General features: G+C 58.9%; 20 protein-coding genes and 1 pseudogene. 8 read left to right on the top strand and 13 right to left on the bottom strand.

What is annotated here, in order from left to right; translation table 11 throughout:
* Positions 1–450 precede the first annotated feature (450 nt).
* Together HU230_RS24105 and HU230_RS24100 are read left to right on the top strand one after the other, a co-directional pair.
* Positions 451–669 (top strand): hypothetical protein, encoded by a 219-nt coding sequence (locus HU230_RS24105; protein WP_420840798.1) that lies wholly within the window; start codon positions 451–453, stop codon positions 667–669.
* A 46-nt stretch (positions 670–715) separates the two neighbouring features.
* The gene (locus HU230_RS24100; RefSeq protein WP_176529557.1) at positions 716–1132 is read left to right on the top strand and encodes a universal stress protein; all 417 of its coding nucleotides are present in this window, start codon (positions 716–718) and stop codon (positions 1130–1132) included.
* 19 nt (positions 1133–1151) lie between these two features.
* Here HU230_RS24100 and HU230_RS24095 read toward each other — a convergent pair whose 3' ends face one another.
* Complete coding sequence (locus HU230_RS24095; RefSeq protein ID WP_224943501.1) at positions 1152–1310, bottom strand: hypothetical protein; 159 nt, start codon at positions 1308–1310, stop codon at positions 1152–1154.
* On the opposite strand from HU230_RS24095, the gene HU230_RS24090 reads away from it, so the two are divergent.
* A complete protein-coding gene (locus tag HU230_RS24090; RefSeq protein WP_224943498.1) occupies positions 1303–2439 on the top strand; it encodes an MFS transporter in 1137 nt (378 codons plus the stop codon). The two genes, HU230_RS24095 and HU230_RS24090, sit on opposite strands and share 8 nt — an antisense overlap.
* A gap of 105 nt (positions 2440–2544) precedes the next feature.
* Here the strand turns inward: HU230_RS24090 and HU230_RS24085 are convergent, their stop codons facing one another.
* Both HU230_RS24085 and HU230_RS24080 read right to left on the bottom strand, forming a co-directional pair.
* On the bottom strand, positions 2545–2721 hold the full coding sequence (locus tag HU230_RS24085; RefSeq protein WP_176529559.1) for a hypothetical protein: 177 nt from the start codon (positions 2719–2721) through the stop codon (positions 2545–2547).
* A 419-nt stretch (positions 2722–3140) separates the two neighbouring features.
* Positions 3141–3506 (bottom strand): universal stress protein, encoded by a 366-nt coding sequence (locus tag HU230_RS24080; RefSeq protein WP_176529560.1) that lies wholly within the window; start codon positions 3504–3506, stop codon positions 3141–3143.
* 127 nt (positions 3507–3633) lie between these two features.
* Between HU230_RS24080 and HU230_RS24075 the strand changes: the two genes are divergently transcribed.
* Positions 3634–3909, top strand: a complete 276-nt coding sequence (locus HU230_RS24075; RefSeq protein WP_176529561.1) for a hypothetical protein — start codon at positions 3634–3636, stop codon at positions 3907–3909.
* A 52-nt stretch (positions 3910–3961) separates the two neighbouring features.
* Here HU230_RS24075 and ppsA read toward each other — a convergent pair whose 3' ends face one another.
* Positions 3962–6382 carry a phosphoenolpyruvate synthase gene (gene ppsA, locus HU230_RS24070; protein ID WP_176529562.1) on the bottom strand — a complete coding sequence of 807 codons (2421 nt, stop codon included), beginning with the start codon at positions 6380–6382 and terminating at the stop codon, positions 3962–3964.
* A 238-nt stretch (positions 6383–6620) separates the two neighbouring features.
* Between ppsA and HU230_RS24065 the strand changes: the two genes are divergently transcribed.
* Together HU230_RS24065 and HU230_RS24060 are read left to right on the top strand one after the other, a co-directional pair.
* Complete coding sequence (locus HU230_RS24065; RefSeq protein WP_234633834.1) at positions 6621–7112, top strand: ABC transporter family protein; 492 nt, start codon at positions 6621–6623, stop codon at positions 7110–7112.
* Positions 7043–7630 (top strand): SbmA/BacA-like family transporter, encoded by a 588-nt coding sequence (locus HU230_RS24060; protein ID WP_224943495.1) that lies wholly within the window; start codon positions 7043–7045, stop codon positions 7628–7630. Before HU230_RS24065 ends, HU230_RS24060 begins: the two co-directional genes overlap by 70 nt.
* Here HU230_RS24060 and HU230_RS24055 read toward each other — a convergent pair.
* The 3 genes from HU230_RS24055 to HU230_RS24045 are packed head-to-tail and all read right to left on the bottom strand — an operon-like array spanning position 7617 to position 10947.
* Positions 7617–8555, bottom strand: a complete 939-nt coding sequence (locus HU230_RS24055; RefSeq protein ID WP_176529563.1) for a 1-phosphofructokinase family hexose kinase — start codon at positions 8553–8555, stop codon at positions 7617–7619. The genes HU230_RS24060 and HU230_RS24055 overlap by 14 nt on opposite strands.
* Positions 8556–8572: 17 nt before the next feature.
* Positions 8573–9550 carry a glucokinase gene (glk, locus tag HU230_RS24050; RefSeq protein ID WP_176529564.1) on the bottom strand — a complete coding sequence of 326 codons (978 nt, stop codon included), beginning with the start codon at positions 9548–9550 and terminating at the stop codon, positions 8573–8575.
* Positions 9547–10947, bottom strand: coding sequence for a GH1 family beta-glucosidase (locus HU230_RS24045; RefSeq protein WP_224943493.1), 1401 nt, complete (start codon positions 10945–10947; stop codon positions 9547–9549). The genes glk and HU230_RS24045 overlap by 4 nt, the downstream gene beginning before the upstream one ends.
* A 226-nt stretch (positions 10948–11173) precedes the next feature.
* On the opposite strand from HU230_RS24045, the gene HU230_RS24040 reads away from it, so the two are divergent.
* On the top strand, positions 11174–11527 hold the full coding sequence (locus HU230_RS24040; protein ID WP_176529565.1) for a hypothetical protein: 354 nt from the start codon (positions 11174–11176) through the stop codon (positions 11525–11527).
* A gap of 174 nt (positions 11528–11701) precedes the next feature.
* Here HU230_RS24040 and HU230_RS24035 read toward each other — a convergent pair.
* From HU230_RS24035 to HU230_RS24010, 6 genes and pseudogenes are all read right to left on the bottom strand, one after another.
* Positions 11702–12309 (bottom strand): annotated as a pseudogene (locus tag HU230_RS24035) (CBS domain-containing protein); the annotation flags it as partial.
* Between the two features lie 203 nt (positions 12310–12512).
* Positions 12513–13745, bottom strand: a complete 1233-nt coding sequence (locus HU230_RS24030; protein ID WP_176529566.1) for an ABC transporter permease — start codon at positions 13743–13745, stop codon at positions 12513–12515.
* Between the two features lie 90 nt (positions 13746–13835).
* On the bottom strand, positions 13836–14957 hold the full coding sequence (locus HU230_RS24025) for an ABC transporter permease (RefSeq protein ID WP_176529567.1): 1122 nt from the start codon (positions 14955–14957) through the stop codon (positions 13836–13838).
* 6 nt (positions 14958–14963) lie between these two features.
* Positions 14964–17714 carry a ribosome-associated ATPase/putative transporter RbbA gene (gene rbbA / locus HU230_RS24020; RefSeq protein ID WP_176529568.1) on the bottom strand — a complete coding sequence of 917 codons (2751 nt, stop codon included), beginning with the start codon at positions 17712–17714 and terminating at the stop codon, positions 14964–14966.
* Positions 17711–18670, bottom strand: coding sequence for an HlyD family secretion protein (locus HU230_RS24015; protein WP_338077297.1), 960 nt, complete (start codon positions 18668–18670; stop codon positions 17711–17713). Before HU230_RS24015 ends, rbbA begins: the two co-directional genes overlap by 4 nt.
* A gap of 338 nt (positions 18671–19008) precedes the next feature.
* Positions 19009–19239: a hypothetical protein gene (locus HU230_RS24010; protein ID WP_224943490.1), complete on the bottom strand. Its 231-nt coding sequence runs from the start codon at positions 19237–19239 to the stop codon at positions 19009–19011.
* A gap of 928 nt (positions 19240–20167) precedes the next feature.
* Here HU230_RS24010 and HU230_RS24005 point away from each other — a divergent pair.
* Positions 20168–20761 carry a nitroreductase family protein gene (locus HU230_RS24005; protein WP_176529571.1) on the top strand — a complete coding sequence of 198 codons (594 nt, stop codon included), beginning with the start codon at positions 20168–20170 and terminating at the stop codon, positions 20759–20761.
* Positions 20762–21071 lie beyond the last annotated feature (310 nt).

The following is a 21071-nucleotide window of genomic DNA, read 5'->3' as shown; positions in this document are numbered from 1 at the left end:
CGCTATCGACGGCTCGCGAGCATCACCCTGTCGATGCTTGGCCTGGGTGCGGCTTTGCTGGTGCGACCGGCGCCCTCATTCGCGGATGAAAGTGGCGTCAGCTTCTGGATTCCAGGCGTTTTCGGCAGTCTCGCCGCAACACCGAGCATGCCCGGATGGTGGACGACAGTCTACTTACCATACGGACGTTAGCTCGGGGGCCGGCGCCGCGTTTCCGCGCGGCGGTCGAGTCGATGTGGGCATCGCCGGGACGGACTCTTTGGCCCGACCTATGTTTTTGCAACTCCGGTCCTCGGCGGCCAGCTATCCGCAACTCTGCTCGGCGTTGCTGGGCGAAGTGAGGTTTCCGCTGCGCTTTCGTTGAGGGGCCCCTTCGGCAACACGCTCGCCCGGAGCCGGACTGAGGAACTCACATCCTACAGTGATCTGATTCCCGCAGATCGCGCTCAAATGCTGTCCGGAACGTTGACGCCGCGTGAAAGCATGCCTGTCCTGATCCAGGACATCATGCTCGCTGCGCCGAATACGCACTTCGTCATGATGGCGCAGGCGATACTGTTCCGCGGTGCCGGACTTGATGTCGTCTGGACTCAGTTTGCCTCGCTCTTCGCGATCGGGGCGGCGCTATTTATGTTTTCGCTGTGGAGGTTCAGAGTGTTCCTGAAATAACAGGAGCGTGGTGTGCCAGGGCGGGAATACCTATTGCGAGGTGGAGATGAAGCTCATCATTTCGGCGACGGACGGCTCTGAAGGCGCAGAGCGGGCAATCGCTGTCGCGGCTGAATTTGCAAGATCCTCTAAGGCGAAAGTGCAGCTCGTGCACGTCGGTGAAGATGGGCTTTCCAGCAAACAGCTTATGTTGCTGGGTCAGTTCCGGATCACGGAAGGCGATGCGCTGGACGAAATCAGTCGCCGGCTGTTTTCGAGAGCAAAAGAGATAGCCGAACACCGCGGAGCAACAGATATCAAGACGCTGAGCGGAGGTGGTGATCCGGCGAAAGTGCTCATCGAGACCATCAAGACTAAGCAGGCCGATGCCATCGTAATCGGCCGGCGTGGGCGCGGCAGCTTGAGGGTCTTCTGCTCGGCAGTGTTTCTCAAAAGTTGTCGTGCCTTGCGCCGTGCATCGTGATCATCGTTCCGTGATTTGGTCAATCGCGGTTGCGCTCTTTCTTTGCGTTGCGGATCGGGTGGCCCAAACGGTCGATGGAATGAGCAATGGCAGTCGAAATCCCGCCTGATACAGGCTTAGAAGCGCGTCCACGGCTACCGCCGAGCATCTGGGCACTCGGCTTCGTCAGCATGTTCATGGATATCTCCTCCGAGATGATCCATGCATTGCTGCCGATCTACCTCGCAACGGTGCTTGGTGCGTCGACATTGGCTATCGGCTTCATCGAAGGTGTTGCCGAGGCGACCGCGAACATTACCAAGATATTCTCCGGCGCGTTGTCCGATTGGCTAGGCCATCGCAAGTTTCTGACGGCTCTCGGCTACGGGCTGGCGGCTTTCACCAAGCCGATCTTTCCGCTCGCTGCTACAGTGGGATGGGTGATTGCGGCGCGCTTTATCGATCGTGTCGGGAAAGGCATCCGCGATGCGCCTCGGGATGCGCTCGTGGCCGACCTCACGCCAGCGAGCCGCCGCGGCGCGAGTTTCGGACTGCGGCAGGCGCTTGATACGATCGGGGCCGTTGCTGGACCACTGGCGGCAATCGCTCTGATGGCGCTGACTGCCGACAATTTCCGACTCGTCTTCTGGATCGCGGTCGTCCCAGCTTTCGTCGCGCTCGCCGTCATGATCTTTGCAGTCGAAGAGCCTATCCGACGTGATGTCGATGCAAGGCCGCCACTGCGCCTCGCGGACGCGAAACGGCTGTCCGGCCGCTTCTGGATGGTGGTTTGCGTCGCGACGATCTTGACGCTTGCCCGGTTCTCCGAAGCGTTCCTCATCCTACGCTCGCAAAACGTCGGATTGCCCGTGGCGCTGGCGCCGACCGTCATGGTGGTAATGAACATTGTCTATGCCATTGCAGCATTTCCGGCTGGCGCACTGTCGGATCGGATCGGCCGGATCGGGCTGCTTGCGGTTGGCATGGCTTGCTTGACCGTAGCCGATCTGATCCTCGCGCTCGGCGCCACCGTCATGCTCACCATGCTGGGCGTCGTGTTCTGGGGGCTGCACATGGCGCTCACGCAAGGGCTGTTCGCGAGCCTCGTGGCTGATACCGCCTCGGAAGAATTGCGGGGAACGGCGTTCGGCATTTTCAATTTCGCGGGTGGCCTTGCGATGCTCGTAGCGAGTGTGTTGGCGGGCGGGCTATGGGATGCCTATGGGCCGACGGCGACCTTTCTTGCCGGCGCGGGAACTACCGTGGTTGCGCTGATCGTTCTTGCCCTAGCCCACCGCCGCAGCGAGATTGTCGGGTCTCCTCAATGAACCGGCTGATGCGTGGAAGAACTTCGCGTCGTCAAGCCGTTCCATAGATCAAACCAAGGCGGCCCGTGTTCGGGCGCAGCAAATGGCCACGTCGTTCGGCTGCGATCACCGGGCAAAATGATGCGCCACCTGGGTCTGCCCCAGGCCACAAGTGTCGTCAAACTCGCCTTCCACGGTCAGGAGTGAGGTAGCGGTGATGGTTTCGGGGCAATTCTCATTGCCTCGCCACAAAAAGCTGTCCGGCCGCACGTAGAGCAACTTCAACGAGCTCGACGTCGACATGTCGATCTCTGGCAATAAGCCCTATGCGCGGAAAGGCGTCGGTGCTCTCTACGTGCGCGGCGGCTTGAATTTGGATCCGTTGTTCCACGGCGCTGGTCATGAACTGGGCCGCCGGCACGGAGAGCGCCCTGCTTGCGGTTGGGTTTGGGGCAACGTTCGCGTTGCGGCGGGACCTTGCTCCTGTGGAGCATGTCCGGGCACTGCGTGATGGATTCGACAGTGGCGCCAACATGCGGCTGTCTTTCGAATCTCCGCGAGTTCGACCGCTTTGGCCCGATTCCAGGATTCGTGGTCTTTCAACGTGCGTCTCTAACGGCGTGAGCGCTGAACCCGCTACGGGCCCAAGAACTCCCTCATGCGAAGGAGTTGGCCGACCGTGTTGACGATGGGTACACGCTTGATCTGATGTTCTTCAAGCATCATTGCGATTTCGTGCAACGGCGTTTCGGGAGATGCTGTGAGATCATTTTAGCTGAGCTGCTTACCGCCAAATCAAGTAGGCATTGAGTAACGTCACCCCAACTCGTCTTGACTTCGACGCGCTGCGCGCCGAGCTGTCGCGCGTGGGCTTCCGCGGTTCTCACTGTCTGGGCCGTCAAGGCCTCCAGCACGTCGCCGGTACTGACCCCGGTCTGCGGCAGTTGCCGCACCTCTTCTCCCAGAAGGCGATCTGCAACCGTCACGATCAGCAGATCGCATGCCAATGCTTTGGCAATCTCTGCCGCGGCTTCGACTGCGCGACTTGCTCCCGCAGATCCGTCGGTAGCCACCATGATGGTTGTCATGACATTTGTCCCTTCGCGTCGGCAACCACTCAAAAGCTAGCTTTAATAAAACAGAAAGATATTGATCTCGCTCAAGCGGCCCGATGGCCGGGTTTTCCATTCTTTGGTTATTTCGGAGAATGCCCAAATGACCAAAGAGATGCGGAAAAAGCGAGAAGAGAATTGTTCGCCGTCAGCGAAGGCTTATCGCGGGACCCTTCTTTTTGAGCAGCAGAATGACGAGCGCAGAGTGCGGGACGCCTTGGACGACGATGAAGTGCGCGAAGCGCTAAAACTCATGCATGAGCGCAATGAGGGCACGCAAAAAAAGCAGGACAAGAACGGTTCGAAGACAGCGAAGATCAATCGCGGGGGCGGTTCTTCTCGAGCTGGAGGAAGAGCGCCGATTTCAGGATGCCGTTAAAAACGATGAAGTTTGCGAAGCGCTGAAACTGTCGCAGGCGCGACAAAAGCACCTAGCTTGCGACAACCGTCGATTTGGCCATACTCCGTTCAGCTTCACGGACGATAACCATCGTACGCAGTACGCTCGATGGATTGACGCTGATCGAATCGATGCCGAGTTCGGTCAGGAATTTCGCGATCTCAGGATAGTTTGCCGGCGCCTCGCCACAGATCCCAACATGCCGCTGGCTGCGCTTGGCGCCTCTCACCGCCATTGTCAGCATTTGCAGCATTCCGGGATCGCGCTCGTCAAAATCGAACGCGACGATGTCGGAGTCCCTGTCGACGCCCAGCGTGAGTTGGGTCAGATCGTTGGAGCCGATCGAAAATCCATCGAACAGTTTCGCGAACTGATCTATCAAAATTACGTTGTTCGGAATCTCGCACATCATGAATATCTCAAGGCCGCCTTCGCCTCGGGTAAGGCCGTGACGTGCCATGGCTTCGATGACATTGCGCGCCTCATCGAGGCGCCTGCAAAACGGAATCATGATCTTGAGGTTGGTCAGTCCCATCGCGTTACGCACGCGGCGCAGCGCTGCGCATTCCAGCGCGAAGCCCTCGGCATAAGCCGGGTGAGCATACCGTGCGGCGCCGCGGAACCCGAGCATCGGATTCTCCTCCTTCGGCTCGAAGTCGGCGCCCCCCAATAGGTTGGCATATTCGTTCGTCTTAAAATCGGAAAGCCTGACAATGACAGGGCGCGGATAGAAGGCCGCGGCGATGGTGCCGACACCCTCCGAAAGCCGCTCGACAAAGAAATCGGACGGTTTCTGGTAGCGCTCGGTGAGGAGCTTGATTGAGCGGCGATCGCGCGCGGATTTGACCTTCGCGGGCTGCGCAAGCGCCATCGGATGGATCCCTATATGTTGATTGATGATGAACTCCATCCTCGCGAGCCCGACGCCGTCGTTCGGCGCCATTGCCGTCTTGAAGGCGATTTCCGGATTGCCAAGGTTGACCATGATTTCGGTGTGCGGTCTTTCCAGTCTGTCCGTCGCGATCCGCTCGACCGAAAACGGTAGTGCGCCATCATAGACATGACCGATGTCGCCGTCCGCGCAGGACACAGTGACCGACATTCCAGTTTTCACCTGCCGCGTGATGTTTTCGGTGCCGACCACCGCCGGCACTCCGAGCTCGCGGGCGATAATGGCAGCATGACAGGTTCTGCCGCCGTGGTCCGTGACAATGGCAGCTGCGGTCTTCATCACCGGTTCCCAGTCCGGACTGGTCGCGGAGGCAACCAGTACCTCGCCGGGCCTGAAAGCGCGAAGATCGCGTTCGTTCTTGATCAGCCGAACCTTCCCGGTGGCGATCTTCTCACCGACGGCGCGGCCAGCGGCAACAACCTTGCCCGTTGATTTGAGCGCATAGCTTTCCAGCGCGTCGGGGCCGCGGCGAGATGCCACCGTCTCCGGACGCGCCTGGATGATATAGAGCGCGCCGTCGCTGCCGTCTTTCGCCCACTCCACATCCATTGGAGTAGGCGCGCCGGCTTTTTGAGAATAGTGGCCCTCCACGACGATGGCGCAGCGCGCGAGCTCCAGGACATTCTTGTCGTCGATGCAGAATCGTTTGCGAGCCGCTTGCGACGTCGCAACGTTGCGGGTGGTTGCGTGTCCTTTTGCGTAGACCATCCGCATTTCCTTCGTTCCCATTCGGCGCGACAGGACGGCGCGAAAACCGCTATTGAAAGTCGGCTTGTGTACATAGAATTCGTCCGGGTCCACGGTTCCCTGGACAATGTTTTCGCCGAGGCCATACGCTCCGGTCACGAAGACCACATCGCGATACCCGGATTCGGTGTCGAGCGTGAATATCACGCCACTCGCCGCGAGATCGGAGCGGACCATCTTCATGACCGCAACGGATAGCGCGACCTTGAAATGATCGAAGCCATTGTCGATGCGATAGGAGATCGCTCGATCTGTGAACAGCGAGGCAAAGCATCGCCGGCATGCGAGCATGAGGTCATCCGGACCGCGAACGTTGAGAAAGCTCTCGTGCTGTCCCGCGAAGCTTGCGGTCGGCAGGTCTTCGGCAGTCGCCGAACTTCGCACTGCGACCGCGACATTGGCGCCGTATTCTTGTTCCAGTTGCCGATAGGCGTCAGCAACTTCGCGGCGCAGATACTCCTGATCAGTCGCAGCGTAAACGATGGCACGCGCTGCACGACCTCGCTTGGCGAGATCCGCAATGTTCCGCTTGTCCAGGCCAGCGAGCAGGCCGCCGAGTTCGTCCCAGGCTCCTGCCTCTGTCAGCGCGTCACGATAAGCCGATGCGATCAGCGCAAAGCCGTTCGGTACTTTGACTCCGTGCCGCGCGAGCGCCGAGTAAAGCTCCCCCAGCGAGGCGGTTTTGCCGCCCACCAGGGGAACATCCTCAAGCCGGATATCCTTAAACCATCGCGTGTAAACAGAAGCGTTCATGGTGCTTCTCCCGCGCCGCAGCATTTTCAATACAATTTTGCCCGACCGGCGGTCGCAGCTTTTGCGGAAGATCAAGTGTTTGGCAACGATAGGTCTTTAGCTATCAAATTTGATCATGTCCAAAGAGCGCGAAGACAACCGGTACCGGGAGTGGCGCCGATTTTGGGAAAGCGCGTCAGGTCTCTGGCGCGGCCTGTCGGCGTAGCGGATTTGGCTGCTCTGCGCCTCGCTGGTCGCCATGGTGGCGTTGCAGCTCTATTTTCAGTTTCGCTTGAATTACTGGAATCGCGATTTCTTCGACGCGCTGGAGAGCCGGGATCCAGAGCGTTTGCAGGCTCAGGCCATCCTTCTCATCCCCTTGTGCGGTGCGAGCGTTGTACTCGCAGCCACGTCGGTCTGGGACCGTATGACCGTGCAGCGCAAATGGCGCGAATGGCTGACCAACAATCTGATCGACTATTGGGTCGACGACAACCGATATACAGGTTTGTCGCTTGTGCAAGGAAATCAGAAGATCATCCCAGAATATCGCATTGCCGAGGATGTGAGGATCGCAACAGATGCGCCGGTCGATTTTGCGCTTGGGCTTGTCTCATCTCTGTTGACCGCCGTCATCTTCATTCAAGTGTTGTGGAATGTCGGGGGGATGCCAGCTTCTCGGTGTTCGGTTATCGGCTTTGGATACCGGGTTACCTGGTCGGAAGTGTCGCGGTCTATGCCGGCATCGTAACGACCGCTACGATTTTGGTGGGTTCGCCACTGACAAGGGTCATTCAGATCAAGAACCAGGCCGAGGCTGAATTGATTACGGCAGCTCACTTGCTGCGGGATATCGGTGAGGGGGTGATGCCCAAGCAGCAGGAGGCGGATGTCCGGTGGGGACTCCAGCTGGCGTTACGGAACGTGCTCGCTCAATGGCGGCGCCTGTGTTGGCTGCTCGTGCATACAACGCTGGTGTCGCAAGGAAACACATTGCTTGCACCCATCGTCGGGCTTGTCCTGTGTTCACCAAAATTCCTGACGGGCACAATGACGCTCGGCGAGCTTACACAGGCCGCCGCAGCTTTCACTCTCGTTCAGGCCTCGTTCAATTGGTTGGTCGACAACTACAGCCGTCTGGCGGATTGGGTCTCGTCCCTCGAAAGGGTAGGCGGTCTGCTGCTTTCGCTCGACGAGCTCGATCATGGAGTCTTGTCGGCCGCTCGTGAGAAGGCCTCCATCCTCGGCGAACCCGTCACGCCGCTTTAATCACAACCTGCTGCGCAAGACGCTCGACATCGTCGGGCAGGCAGAGACTGGTGCCGGGATTCAGCAGCGCTGCGGCCCCACCGGCGACAGCGTACCGGAAGGCCTCTTCGAGATTACTTCTCGAAGCGAACCGCCAGAGCAGCGCTCCGAGAAAGCTATCACCTGCGCCGACGGCGCCGGCCGGCGTGATGGGAAGCGGCTCAGCTCGCAACACCCGGTCGCGGGTCACCAGCACCGCGCCGAGATGGCCCATGGTCAGGGCAACGGTGCCTACTTTGCCGTTATGGACGAGAGCTTTGGCGGAGGCTTCCCATTCGACGGCATCGTTTGGCTCGTGGCCGGCCAACTCCCGCATTTCCCGCAAATTCGGCTTGATCAAATCGACTCCTTCGGCGACGGCGGCAGCAAGTGCTGGGCCCGATGTATCAAGAACCATTTTTGCGCCGAGCCGCGTCGCAATTCTCGTCACCCTTGCATAGAAATCGTCGGGAACCCCTCGCGGCAGACTTCCGCTTGCGACCACAAAGCGGGGAAATGGCTCGATCTTGCAGAGCAATGTCAGACATTGTTGCCACTCCCCCTCACTGAGGCTCGGTCCGGGCAGGATGAAGCGGAACGGCCGGCCAGTGCTGGCTTCAGTAACGAAGAAGTCTTCCCGCGTTTCCTCCGTGATAGGGAAAGTTTGACTTGGCACTCCCTCCCTATCGAGCAATCTGCGCAGCAAATCTCCGGTGGCGCCGCCGACGGGGTAGATTGCGCGGACATCTCCGCCTAAGCGTCGAATTACGCGCGCCACATTGATGCCGCCACCTCCGGGATCGCGTTGTTGCGACGTGCCCCGCAGCTTGTAGACCGGGAGGATCTTCTCAACCGATGTCGACAGATCGACTGCCGGATTAGGCGTGATCGTCACAATATCTGTCATGACCTGGCATGAACCGCCTATGTGTCAGTGCTTGCTATATTTCGATCGAAGAACGCCTTGAGCCCAATGAAGCTGCTGTCGGGGTGGATAATGACGCTGATCGGAATACCGCGAAGATAGCGTTCAAAGCGTCCCTTGTTTTCGAATTGCACTCGAAATTTCGCTTCGATGAGGCGACCCGCAAAGCGCGGCACGATGCCGCCCGAGACATAGACCCCGCCTCGGGCGCAGAAGTTCAGCGCGAGATCTCCGGCGACGGCGCCGAGCAGGGAACAGAACATATCGAGTGCCGCACAGCAGACGTCACAACTCTTGTCCAGCGCCGCTTGAGTGATCCCTGCGGGATCACGGTCCGGCACTGCCACGCCATCGATCGCGGCGAGCGCCTGATACAGGTTTGCAAGGCCGGGCCCGGACAGAACGCGCTCCACGGATACATGCTCGAAGCGCCGGCGCAGTTGGCCGATGACACGCTCCTCCCTTTCGGAAGTCGCAGGAAGCGTCGCGTGACCGGCTTCAGTGACCGCCACCAACGGCGCCCGTGGAAAGAGGCAAGCTGCGCCAAAGCCGGTGCCCGGCCCGACCACAAGCATGGCTGCGCCAGTTGCCGGAGGCTGCCGTCCAATGGCGAAGAGATCGGACGGTTGCAGTGCCGGCAGCGACCAGGCGACAGCTTCGAAGTCGTTGAGGAGATGAATTGTCCCGAACCCAAACCTGTTCTGCAGGTCGGTCGCATCGACCGTCCATCGGCTGTTGGTGATAATGCAGCGATTGTTCTCCACCGGCCCCGCGACCCCGAGCACCGCGGCTTCAGGCGAGGCGCCTGCGCGACGGGTGAGGAAGGCAGCGATCGCCTCGGTCGCGCTCGAATAATCGGCGACCCTGACATGCTCGATCGGCCCAATTTCGTTTCGCTGCGCAAGCGCGAAACGTGCGTTGGTGCCGCCGATGTCCGCGAGAAGAGCCTGCTCGTTCCTCGATCGACGGTGGTTCATCGCGTTGCCGTTATTGCTTCGGCAGAATTTTTGCTGATTTGCGGAACTGAAGGTCTTCGTTTTCCCGTGATGAGGCTGGCGTACCATCGGGCCGAAGCTTTGGGTATGCGCCGTTGCGTGGGGAAGTCGACGTAAACCAGGCCAAAGCGCTGATCATAGCCAGAGGTCCATTCAAAATTGTCCAGCAACGACCACACAAAATAGCCACGGACATCCGCACCCGCTGCGATCGCGTCCTGCATGGCATTGGTATAGGCTTGCAAGTAGGCAATCCGCCCAACATCTTCGACGTGGCCGGAGCTGTCGGGAGTGTCGTCGGATGCGGTTCCGTTCTCCGTAACGTAGATCGTCAAGCCGAAGCGGCGATGAATGTCGAGCAGGCTATCGCGAAAGGCCTTAGGCTCGATTGGCCATCCAATTGTGGTTCTTGGCACGTCCGGTGGCGGCGCACCGAAAGTAGCTCCGATGACATTAGGGTCTGCCTTGATGTAATGCGGCAAGTAATGATTCAGCCCGAACCAGTCGACCGGCCCGGCGATCAGCGCCATATCGCCGGGTTTTTGGAAGGGTTCGATCGCCTTCGCCAGCGCAGGAGGGTAGGACGCGAAGAACTGCGGATGGGGAAACGCATCGTTCCAGTATTCGGCAAAATGCCTCGCGGCAGCCGCATCGTCAACATTCGGACCAGCCGGAAAGCACGGCTGCCGATTGTGTATAGCGCCGAGCGAGGCGTGGGGAACCGCGGCCCGGAGCACCTCAAGGGCAGCGCCATGGCTCAGATTGACGTGGTGGATGGCCCTGTGCAGGGCGTCGGCGTCGGCGATCCCCGGCGCGTTCCAGCCGAAACCATATCCGAACAGCGTAAAGACACACGGTTCATTGAACGTTGCAAACCGCCTGACGCGGTCGCCATAGCGTCGTGCGATGAGTGCCGTGTAATCGGCAAACCATCCTGCGATATCCCGGTTCTGCCAGCCACCAAGCTCGTGGAGGGCCAGCGGCAGATCCCAGTGATAGAGGCATATCCAGGGTTCGATGCCTGATGCGAGCAGCTCATCAATCAATCTATCGTAGAAGGCCAGCCCGGCCTCGTTGGCTGCGCCGCGTCCTTTGGGCAGAACCCGCGGCCACGAGATCGAGAAGCGGTATGCGTCGATGCCAAGATCGCGCATAAGTGCAACGTCTTCCTTGTAGCGGTGATAGTGATCGCAAGCGGTTTCGCCGGTATCGCCATTTCTGACGCGACCGGGCTCGCGGCAATAGACATCCCAGATGCTGTCGCCGCGACCATCGATGCGCGCCGCACCCTCGATTTGAAAACTTGACGTCGAGACGCCCCACACGAAACCGGAGTTCGGCGCCAGTGACATCTGCGGCGCACCTTGGATCTTGACCATTGCCGCCCTTTGAATGCCGTGAATGAAGAAACAATGCAGAGCCTATCGATTGTCCGATTGATGAAGATCAAGAGGGGGCTGAAAGAACCATCTAGATACTAATTGCAGTTCTCACGGGAGCGAGATGATGCGCTGCCACAATCCCTTTCCGGTTCCTGATCGCGTCGATGCCAGACTTCAGCCAGTCGTCTCTATCTGGGAGGGCCTAAGGCGCGGCGAGAATGGAATGCCTTTTGCTGACGACCTCGGTGTTCAGAGCCTACCCAATCTGCCGGGAACTCCTTTCTTGCTGAGCGTGTCCGAGTCGCCGGAGCGCTACCGCTTCGAACTTATGAGCGATAGCTTGCAGGGTGGTGCGGTGGTTGGACGCTTCCTCGACGAGATTTCGCCGAACGTGAACTTCAGCTTTCTGCGCGCCCAGAGCAGCGCGACGGTGGAGGCCGCCGCGCCGACGTTCCTTCGCCTGACACTGTTATCCGGCTACAGCTTCTCCAGAGTCCTACTGCCTCTGTGGGGAAACGGACAGGTCAATATGCTTTTGGCCGCCATCGATCACTACGCGACGGCCGACCGCTTGTGAATGTCTGGACCATCAACGCGCAAGCCTTGATTCCGCGTACGATGAGAGTTGTCCCTGCGGCCTGAACGTGCACGACTCTCGCTCTACGTTACGGCAGGCCGTATTCGGCTGTGTCCCGAACAGCGCCGTAAGCGGCGCTGCAAGCATAAAGAGGATGCGCACGATCCGCCCGCTTCAGCTTGCGGCTTTCATGTCTTCTGGCGATTCAACGTAGAAGCCGGACCACGTGTCGACGAAGCAGAGGTGGTCGTGGACTTCCTTGACGCCGGCGGTATTTTCAGCAGCTACCTTTGTCGCCTGGCGAGACTTGTCGGTCGTGATGATGCCGTGGAGATGAACGACGCCGTTCCGGACCGATGCGTCAAACCCGATCGGTCCCCAGTCGGTCTCATTGACCGTGCGCAGAATTCGATCGCGGATGTGATCGTCATCCGCGGTGGGATCGGGGATTTCATGCGCCAGACTTGCGACTGCTTGCAAAATGTTGGTCCTGTGACGATACCCTTCAATGTTCCATCACTCGTGACTGGAAGCCGTTTGATGCCATTCTTCTCCATCAGGGCGACGAGTGTCTCAAGCGGAGTGCTCTCGGTGACCGTGATCGGATCCGGCGTCATGACGTCCTCGACCTTGCGCCCACGTTCATGGACGTACTCGGTCGCCGCTTTTCCCGGCCCGAGGAAGGACTGCAGCCAGGCGGCGCGCTTGCGACCGGTGCCGATTTCGCTGCGTCTCAGAAAATCGCTCTCCGAAACGATACCGACGAGATGGCCGGCGTCGTCGGGCGTCATGCCGAGACAGCTGCCAGCAGGTTGGAGGATAGGTTGACGCTCGATCCGCGCCGTGCCAACGCCTCCTAAAGCACGCTGCAGGCTTCCGAAATGCCGCACGTACCCGAGGAGTTCTCGGGTCGTCGTGCGGCATCAGATTTTCCGCGCCTGAGTGACTCCGGTTACCAGAGCGACGCACGATTGCGGCCGGCCTCCTATTCGTATCGCAGGGCCTCGATCGGATTTAGACGGGCTGCTTTGCGGGCTGGATAGTAACCGAAGAAAATTCCGACCGCGGCCGAAAATGCGAGGCCGCCGAGCACGGCTGACAACGATATCAGCGCCGGCCAGCCGAACAGGGGCGGCAAGGCGAGCGGGAAAGCGACGCCGGTCAGGATTCCTGCAAGTCCGCCACTGACGCTGAGAAAGACCGCCTCCGCGAGGAACTGAAGCAGGACGTGGATTCGGCGTGCCCCGATCGCCATGCGAAGTCCGATTTCGCGAGTCCTCTCGGTGACGGACACCAGAAGGATGTTCATAATGCCGATCCCACCGACAAGCAGGGAGATCGAGGCAACGGCCGCGAGTAGCACGGCCATGGTTCGGCTGCTGCCTTCGGCCGTTTCTGCGATCTGGCTGAGGTTGCGCACCGAGAAGTCGTTGGGCTGGCCAGGCCGAATGTTGTGACGCCTTGTCAGGATATGGTTGACCTGCTCGACTGCATCGCTCAGGTCACCCTGACTGCTGGCCTGGATGTAGATCTGGTTCACGAAGCCAGTCAGCCGCGATTGCAAATTGTAGGGATTGGGGCTCGGAGGATAGACCCAGTTCAGCGGAGTTTGGCTTTGCGAAAGGGCGGCGACGCCAAGAATTTTCCGTTCGGCGGACGTGAACGGCACCATGATGACGTCGTCTTGATCTTGGCCATAGGCCGTCTGCCCCTTCGGCGCCAACAACCCTATCACGCGCAACGGCGTGCTCTTGACCTGGATCGTGGCTCCGATGGGGCTCTGGTCAGGATCGAAGAGCTGGCGGGCGGCTGACTGACCGAGGACGGCAACCAAGGCCGTTGAACGCTCATCGTCACCGCTAATGCCGCGGCCATCTAAAATGCGCCAGTTGGTGATCGGCGGATAATTTGCGCTGACGCCCTGGATGTTGGTCGTCCAATTGCGGTTCATGTATTGGATCTGGCCGCTCTGGCGGATCAGATAGCTCACGCTGCCGACGCCCATTGTTTCGCGGCGAATGGCATTGACGTCCGCGGTGGTCAGTGTGGACGCGCTCCCAAAGCCGGCCCGCGCCCCGCCGAAAGCAGTCGCTCCGGGAACCACGACGAACAGATTCGTCCCGAGACTTTCGATCTGCTTCAGGACCGCTTCGTTGGCTCCTTGCTCGACAGCGACCATGGCAATGAGTGCGGCAACCCCGATGAAGACGCCAAGCATCGTCAGCAGCTATTTTGGGCCGATTGCGAGCAAAAATTGCCAGCGTCGGGCTATCGCTAGCTCAGATGGCTTCGATGTCTTTCACATCGCCTACGCGGAAGCCAGGGCAGCCTTGAAACGTAGGAGTGACAAGGCGAGAAACAGTGCTCCAATGCCCGAGACGGCCAAGAACTGCGGCCAGACCACGTCCAGCCCTGCACCTCGATAGAGAATCGCTTGCGCGAACGAGACGAAATGAGTGGAGGGCGACGCTTGCATGACGGTCGCAAGCCAGGGCGGCATGCTTTCCAATGGCGTTGCGGAGCCGGATAGGACGTTCATCGGAACCGCAATCAGCATGTAGAGCAGCCCGAGCTGCGGCATCGATCGCGCAACCGTTCCAAGAAATAGTCCGAGACCCGTTGCGAAGAACAGGTAAAGGACGGTGCCGAGCAAGAACAGCGGAATGGATCCCGCAATCGGAACTTTCAGGAGCAGCCGGACGACGAAAGAGAGCGAGAAACCTACTGCGACCGCAATGACGAGCCCGTTGGCCCAGATCTTGGACATCGCTATCTCGAAGGGGGTGACCGGCATGACCATGAGATGGTCCATCGTGCCGTGTTCGCGCTCCCTCACGAGAGCTGCACCAGCCAAGATGATTGCCAGAATGTTGATGCTGCCGATGATGCCCATGACGCTGGTAAACCAAGCGGTGGTCACGTTGGGATTGAAGGCGACCCTGATCACTAGATTGACAGATGATAATGGTGTCGATTCGTCCTGTGACAGGAACCGGGCGATCTCGGTGCTGACGATCTGCTGCGCATCACCGGATCCCAAGCCAGCCTGAACCATGGCGGTTGCGTCGACATTGATCTGTAGGCCAGGCTGGCGTCCGGCCAACACGTCGCGCTGGAAATTCGGCGGAATGTCGATGACGAACGTGTATTGGCCGTCATTCATTAGATGATCGACGTCGGACTGGGCGATCAGGACCGGCGGCTTGAACAGGGGCATGAGAAATGCATGCGTAATTCGTCGCGAAAGATCCGAATGGTCTTCGTCAACAACGGCAATTGATGCATGGTATAGTTCTTGTGAATTGCTCTGTGCATGACTGATGATGGAGAGGGAAAACGAGTAAATTACCAGGCCCATCAGCACCCAGTCGCTGAAGAAGCTGCGAAGCTCCTTTGTTCCGAGCCAGAATATGTTAGAGAGCGAGCGCATCTCGTTCTACTTCTCCTGTTTTCTGACCAGCAGGAGGCTTGCCAACGTGAGAATCGGAATGAATGCAGCAAGCAGCAGGATGCTGGTCCAGAGGTCTGGAAAGCCGAGGCCTTTGGTAAAGGTGCCGACGACGACCGGCCGATAATAACTCATGGGAAAGCCGCGGCCGATGATCTGAGCGGTCCCGGACAGCGACGACACGGGAGTCATCATCCCTGAGAATTGCTGAGCGGGAACGATTGTCAGGATGGCAGTGCCGAACAGCGCCGCAATTTGCGTGCGACAAAATGAGGAAATGAGCATTCCGTAGCCGGTGGTGGTGAAGACGAAGATGATAGTACCGATTAGAAGAGCCAGGAAACTGCCCTTCAGCGGAACCTGGAAAAGCAAAACGGCCATCGCAAACATGATGACGAAATTGATCAACGCTACCGCGACGTAAGGCAATTGCTTGCCGAGAAGGAATTCTAGCCGCGTGACCGGCGTAACATAGAGGTTGGTGATCGAGCCAAGCTCCTTTTCGCGAACGACGGCGAGCGCCATTAGGATCGCCGGAAACAGCGCAAGCATCATGGCAATGGTCGAAGGCACCATCGCATAGATGCTGTCGAAGTCCTGATTGTACTTGAACCGGATTTCGATGTCGGCCGGGAGAGCTGCAACCGGCCGCGTTGTCTTTATGGCGGGATCGGTAAGATAGAGCTGGTGCATACCTTTCAGATAGCCGCGGATCGTCTCGGCGCGGAACGGCATGGCACCGTCGATCCACGCTGAAACCCAGGCTGGACGTCCTCGCTTGATGTCTATGCCGAAGTTCGGCGGAATTTCGATGCTGACGTCGATGCTCCCATCCTTCAGGCGTCGGTCGAGATCAGCGTAGTCTTTAAGAGGAGATTTCTCGACGAAGTAGGTCGAGCCTCTGAGTTCCTCAAGATAGGCGCGGCTCTCGGGTGTCTGATCGCGGTCTAGGACGGCGAAGGTCAAATTGTTAACATCCGTGGAGATGCCCAAGCCGAAGACCACCATGAGCAATGTGGTGCCGAACAGTGCGAACATCAGCCGTATCGGATCTCGAACCAGTTCGAGGCCTTCGCGGATGGTGTAGGCAAACAGACGCTGAAAGCTGAACAAAGCGCCGGCAAGTCTCTGCTGCCGTGTCTTGCCTGAAACGAAGCCGGCTGTCAGTGGCGGCTGGTCGAGAATCGGCCCCGAGGTTGCGGCCGGAGTGTCCTGTTCGAGAAACCCGATGAAGGCGTCATCCAACGTCATTGCGCCTTTGGCCCGAATGAGTTCAGAAGGGGTGTCGGTGGCCAGCACGCGACCTTCATGCATCAGCGAAAGCCGATCGCAGCGCGAGGCTTCGTTCATGAAATGAGTGGACACGAAAATGGTCATGCCCTGGTTGCGCGACAGGTCTGTCAATAGGTCCCAGAACTGATCGCGCGCCAAGGGATCGACCCCCGATGTGGGTTCGTCAAGAATGAGCAGATCCGGCTTGTGAACGATGGCAACTGCAAGCGAGAGACGCTGTCTGATCCCGAGGGGCAGGGCGGACGCGAGGTTGTCGAGGTAACCGGCGAGGCCGCACTTGTCCACGAGTTCGCTGATCCGCTCCTCCGCAAAATCGGGCGGGAGATGGAAAAGGCGGGCGTGTAACGCCAGATTTTGACGGACTGTCAACTCGCCGTAGAGGGAAAACGATTGTGACATGTAACCGACGCGGCGGCGGGCTTCGAAGTTGCCGGCCTCTAGCTGCTTGCCGAAAATCAGTGCCTCGCCTTCGGTCGGCGGCAGAAGCCCGGTCAGCATCTTCATAGTTGTTGTCTTGCCCGATCCATTCGAGCCGACAAATCCGAAAATCTCTCCCTGCTTGATCGTGAAGCTTACCTGATCGACGGCCGTGAAGTCGCCGAATCGGCAGGTCAACCCTCTTGCAACGATGACGGTCTGTCTTTGATTGTCGTGCGGCGGCTCAATCGGCTGCTTCGATCGGGCACCATTCGGTCGCTCTGAAAGCAGGGCTACGAAGGCATTTTCGATGGAACTCGTGCCTGTTTGGCGCCTCAGTTCGGATGGCGAACCGGTTGCCAGCACCTTTCCGTCATCCATGGCGATCAGCCAGTCGAAACGCTCGGCTTCCTCCATGTAGGCCGTTGCAACGATGACGCTCATTCCGGACTTCCGCGCCCGCAAGCGATCGATCAAATCCCAGAACTGCCGACGCGAAAGAGGATCAACGCCCGTCGTGGGCTCGTCGAGGATCAGCAGATCCGGGTCGTGGATGAGCGAGCAGCAGAGACCGAGCTTCTGGCGCATGCCACCAGACAGCTTCTTGGCCGGGCGATCGGCAAAGGGCGCAAGAGCCGTGCTCTTCAAGAGCTCATCGATCCGCCACTCGCGCTCTGCACGCGAATGACCGAACAGTCGCGCGAAGAATTCGATATTCTCGCGTACGCTGAGATCGGGATAGAGATTTTTGCCCAGTCCCTGCGGCATGTACGCGACACGAGGGCACATCAAGGCGCGCGCGGTGGTATTCGCAATATCCTCATCGAGGACAATGACTTTGCCCTCCTGGATCCGGCGTGCACCTGCGAGGATGGCCAGGAGTGTCGACTTCCCGACCCCGTCAGGACCGATCAGGCCGACCAAGCTGCCAGCGGGAATTTCGATCGAAACGTGGTCGAGCGCGGTCACCCTGCGGTAATAATGGGAAACGCCCCTGACGGAAGCGACCGCATCATCGGCAGTGCTCATGGAGTGGATTCCAGCTGCTTCGGCCAGCTGGTCGACGAATCCCAACGCACATAAGTGACCCCGGGCAACCCGCTTCTGATAGCGTCCGCATGCTCAAGCAGACGTTGTTGATCAATCCGCACCCGGACACGAAACATCAGCTTGTCGCGCTCGCTCTGGGTTTCAACGGTTTTCGGCGTGAACTGCGATTGGCTCGCGACAAAGGAGACTTTTGCCGGAATAGGATGGTCAGGGTAGGCGTCGAGCACGATGCGGGCGTCGGCGCCGATCTTGACCTTGCCCGCTTCTGTCGTCGGCAGGTAGATATCCATGTAGACGTAGGAGAGATCCAGCATCGTGAGGACTTTGCCGCCGGCAGGGAGCACTTCGCCGATGTTGGTGAGGCGATACTGGATGCGGCCCGCTTTGGGCGCGATCAGCGTGTTGTCCGCGATCTGCACCCTGTAAAAGCCGGCGTCATGCTGTGCGGCGTCGAGCGCGTGTTGAACTTGCAGGACTCTTGCCCGGGCGGCGGCAAGACCTGCGTTGGCGGCATCGAGTTGCTGCTGCCGTTGATCCATCAACTCTCTGGTCGCCCAGCCATTCTTCACTAGTTGCCGCGTCCGCTCGATTTCGTGCTCGGCTAGGGTCTGCTGGGTCTGTTGCTGGACAAGGGTGGCCTGGGCTTCTTCAACGGCATGCTGCGCCTCTCGCGCCTGTGCTTCGGACTTCGAAAGAGACTGCTCTATGTCCCTTGTATCCATCCGGGCAACCGCCTGTCCGGGGGAAACCGCATCGCCGATATCGGCCAACAGTTCCGAGACGCGACCTGCGTATTTGGTGGCGATATCGATCTCGTCAGCTTCGATGCGGCCATTGCCAAAGCTTATCCCGACAGGCAGCGGCGGATGCATCTGCTTCCACCAATAATAGCCGCCTCCGCCCGCAAGGAGCAGCGCGATAAGGACGGACAGCATGGTAGGCCACGTCCGCCGAACGTTTCGTGGAGATACGGGCACCGGCAGATGCGTATCCGTCGGAGCGACAACCGTCGGTGTCTTGGCCGCTACGGAAGCGCGTGCTCCCGTGGTGACGACGTCCTGCTGGTCCATAGTTATGCCTAAAATCCTGAGCCTAGCCTCAATCGCACGTGCGCAATCGAAGCCATTGACGCAGCTCAATAGTTCATGGAGCTGACTCCTCTGTCTGAACCCTCACCATCAACTTCCGGTGAGCTCTGAGCTCCAGGTCTGAAATGACACGAGCCGCGACCGGCGCAAGTCGTTACGTCACCCCAATTCGGCGACGGCCGAACCTAGTGCAGATCAGAACTCACCGTCTCGTTGACGGGCTTGATGTCGACAATGTCGCCGTCGTTGACGTGGTCGCGGATTGCCTCGAACTCCGCCGAATTGATCTCGAGGAGCCATCGCTTCCACTCTCTTGGATGTCCCTCGGGCGCGACCGGATCGCTCCCTGCGGCGTATTTGTATTTCGCCAGCGCCTCCACGGCCCGCTCCATCGCGCCGCCGTTCTTCAAAGTCACAACGCACCTCATGTCGCACCTCGTCTGTTTGTTAACAAAACATGACACGGGAGCTTTGCTGCACGTTGATTGGAATCAAGACGAAGACGCCGGCACCCATGGTTTCCCTGCGGTGTTGTTGAGCCAGGTTCTGTAAATTGCAGGGCGAACTAGAAGAGCGCTCCTCAGCGCCGGCAGGGCGTCGAGACCGAACTCCGTCGAACTACGTAAGGAACTTACCCTACGGCAAGACGCGCAATGGCGGCGCGACGGGCTTTCGTTAACACTCCGGAAGACCATAGAAGGTTCGGAGGTTTCAATGAACCATTCGATTCACAGCGCCGACCGCGCAACGCACCTCAAAGTCGTAGTCGTCGCCGGAATGGCGGTAGCGGTTGTTTGCGGCCTTACCCTAGACCTCAGTGCCTACACGCAGTCCGTTCCGACGGAGAGAACCGCAGTACTCAAACTTGGAAAGCCGATGAGCATGAGCAGCTCGACGGCAATTGTCGCTCGGTAGTCCGGAGGAATTCCATGCCAAGGACCAAAATGAAAACTCAGGTCGTTGTCGAGCCCTTTGACCCCGCGCTCTGGTCGATTGCAACCGCCCTCAGTATCGCGGTCATCTATCTCGCCTGCCTGACCTGACGAACTCGGTGTCTTGTGGTGATGCGTTCGCGCCTTCCGATAGCGGTCGCACAATTGATGGACGAACTCGCTGGAGAGACGATCATGATAGATTGCCTGATTGATGAGTGCAGCGGCGACGCTCGCGGAGCATGTCGCTCTTGATCAACGAACGCCTTGAAGCCGCGCTTCAAATATTATCGCGAGCAAATGGAGCCGCAACATAGAACGTTACACTAGTTACGGCGAGTATTGGCAACTGATTCGGCCGCTCGTCCACGACGTGGATCTTCATAAGCGATCATCACAAGAGGTGCCAGAAATGCTCGCTGAAACAAAATTAGATACGCTCAGTGCCATCTATCAGCGTCGAGCGGTACGAGGTTACACCGCCGAGAAGATCGAGAAAGCTACGATAGAGCAACTGCTCGACGCCGCGGTGCATGCGCCGACGGCGGTTCATCGTGAGCCTTGGGCGTTCGTTGTGATCCAGAACAAGGAACGTCTGCGGCAGTATTCGGATCGGGCAAAATCCCTGTTGCTTGCGCAGCAAGAGGCAACGTCCTTCTTCCGCGCGGCTGAACCGCAGGCTCTTGCCGTGCTTTCCGATCCCAACTTCAACATCTTCTATGATGCGGGGACGCTCGTCGTCATTGGTTGCAAGGCACGTGGTCCTTTCGTGGAGGCCGACTGCTGGCTTGCAGCGGAAAACCTTATGCTTGCCGCCACGGCAAGAGGCTTGGGCACCTGCTGCATTGGGTTCGCTGTCGCTGTCTTGAATACCCCCGACGTGAAGCGCGAGCTTGGCATCCCCGAAGCGGGTGCTGCTGTGGCTCCAATCATTGTTGGTGTGCCTAAGGGGCCGATACCGGCCGGGACAAGAAAGGCGCCAGTGGTTCTGTCGTGGGTGTCGTAATGACTCTGAATGACTGTGCCCGGCAGATTGTAACTTAAGCTCATCCGCGGAGATTGTGATGCAAGAGATTGTGCCGCCTCATGTTCAACAAGCCGTAGATGAGGCGTGGGTTAGAAGACTTGAACAGCAGGCGAGTGTCTGGAAGGCAGGACGTTCGCAGCGGAGAAGCGCCACTGACCGCGGAGTTATGGTCATTCGCCGCCCGAAGCCGTGCACCCACGAGTCTGCCCGAGGAAGACGCGATCTCGCCCGATCCGCGACCTGAAATTGAGCGCTGATGGGGCGTTGATGTTCAAGTCAATTCCGGTGC

The organism is Bradyrhizobium quebecense (assembly GCF_013373795.3).
Lineage (GTDB): Bacteria > Pseudomonadota > Alphaproteobacteria > Rhizobiales > Xanthobacteraceae > Bradyrhizobium > Bradyrhizobium quebecense.
The sequence above is the reverse complement of the archived record's forward strand: the minus strand, read 5'-3'. Positions and strand labels throughout refer to the sequence as shown.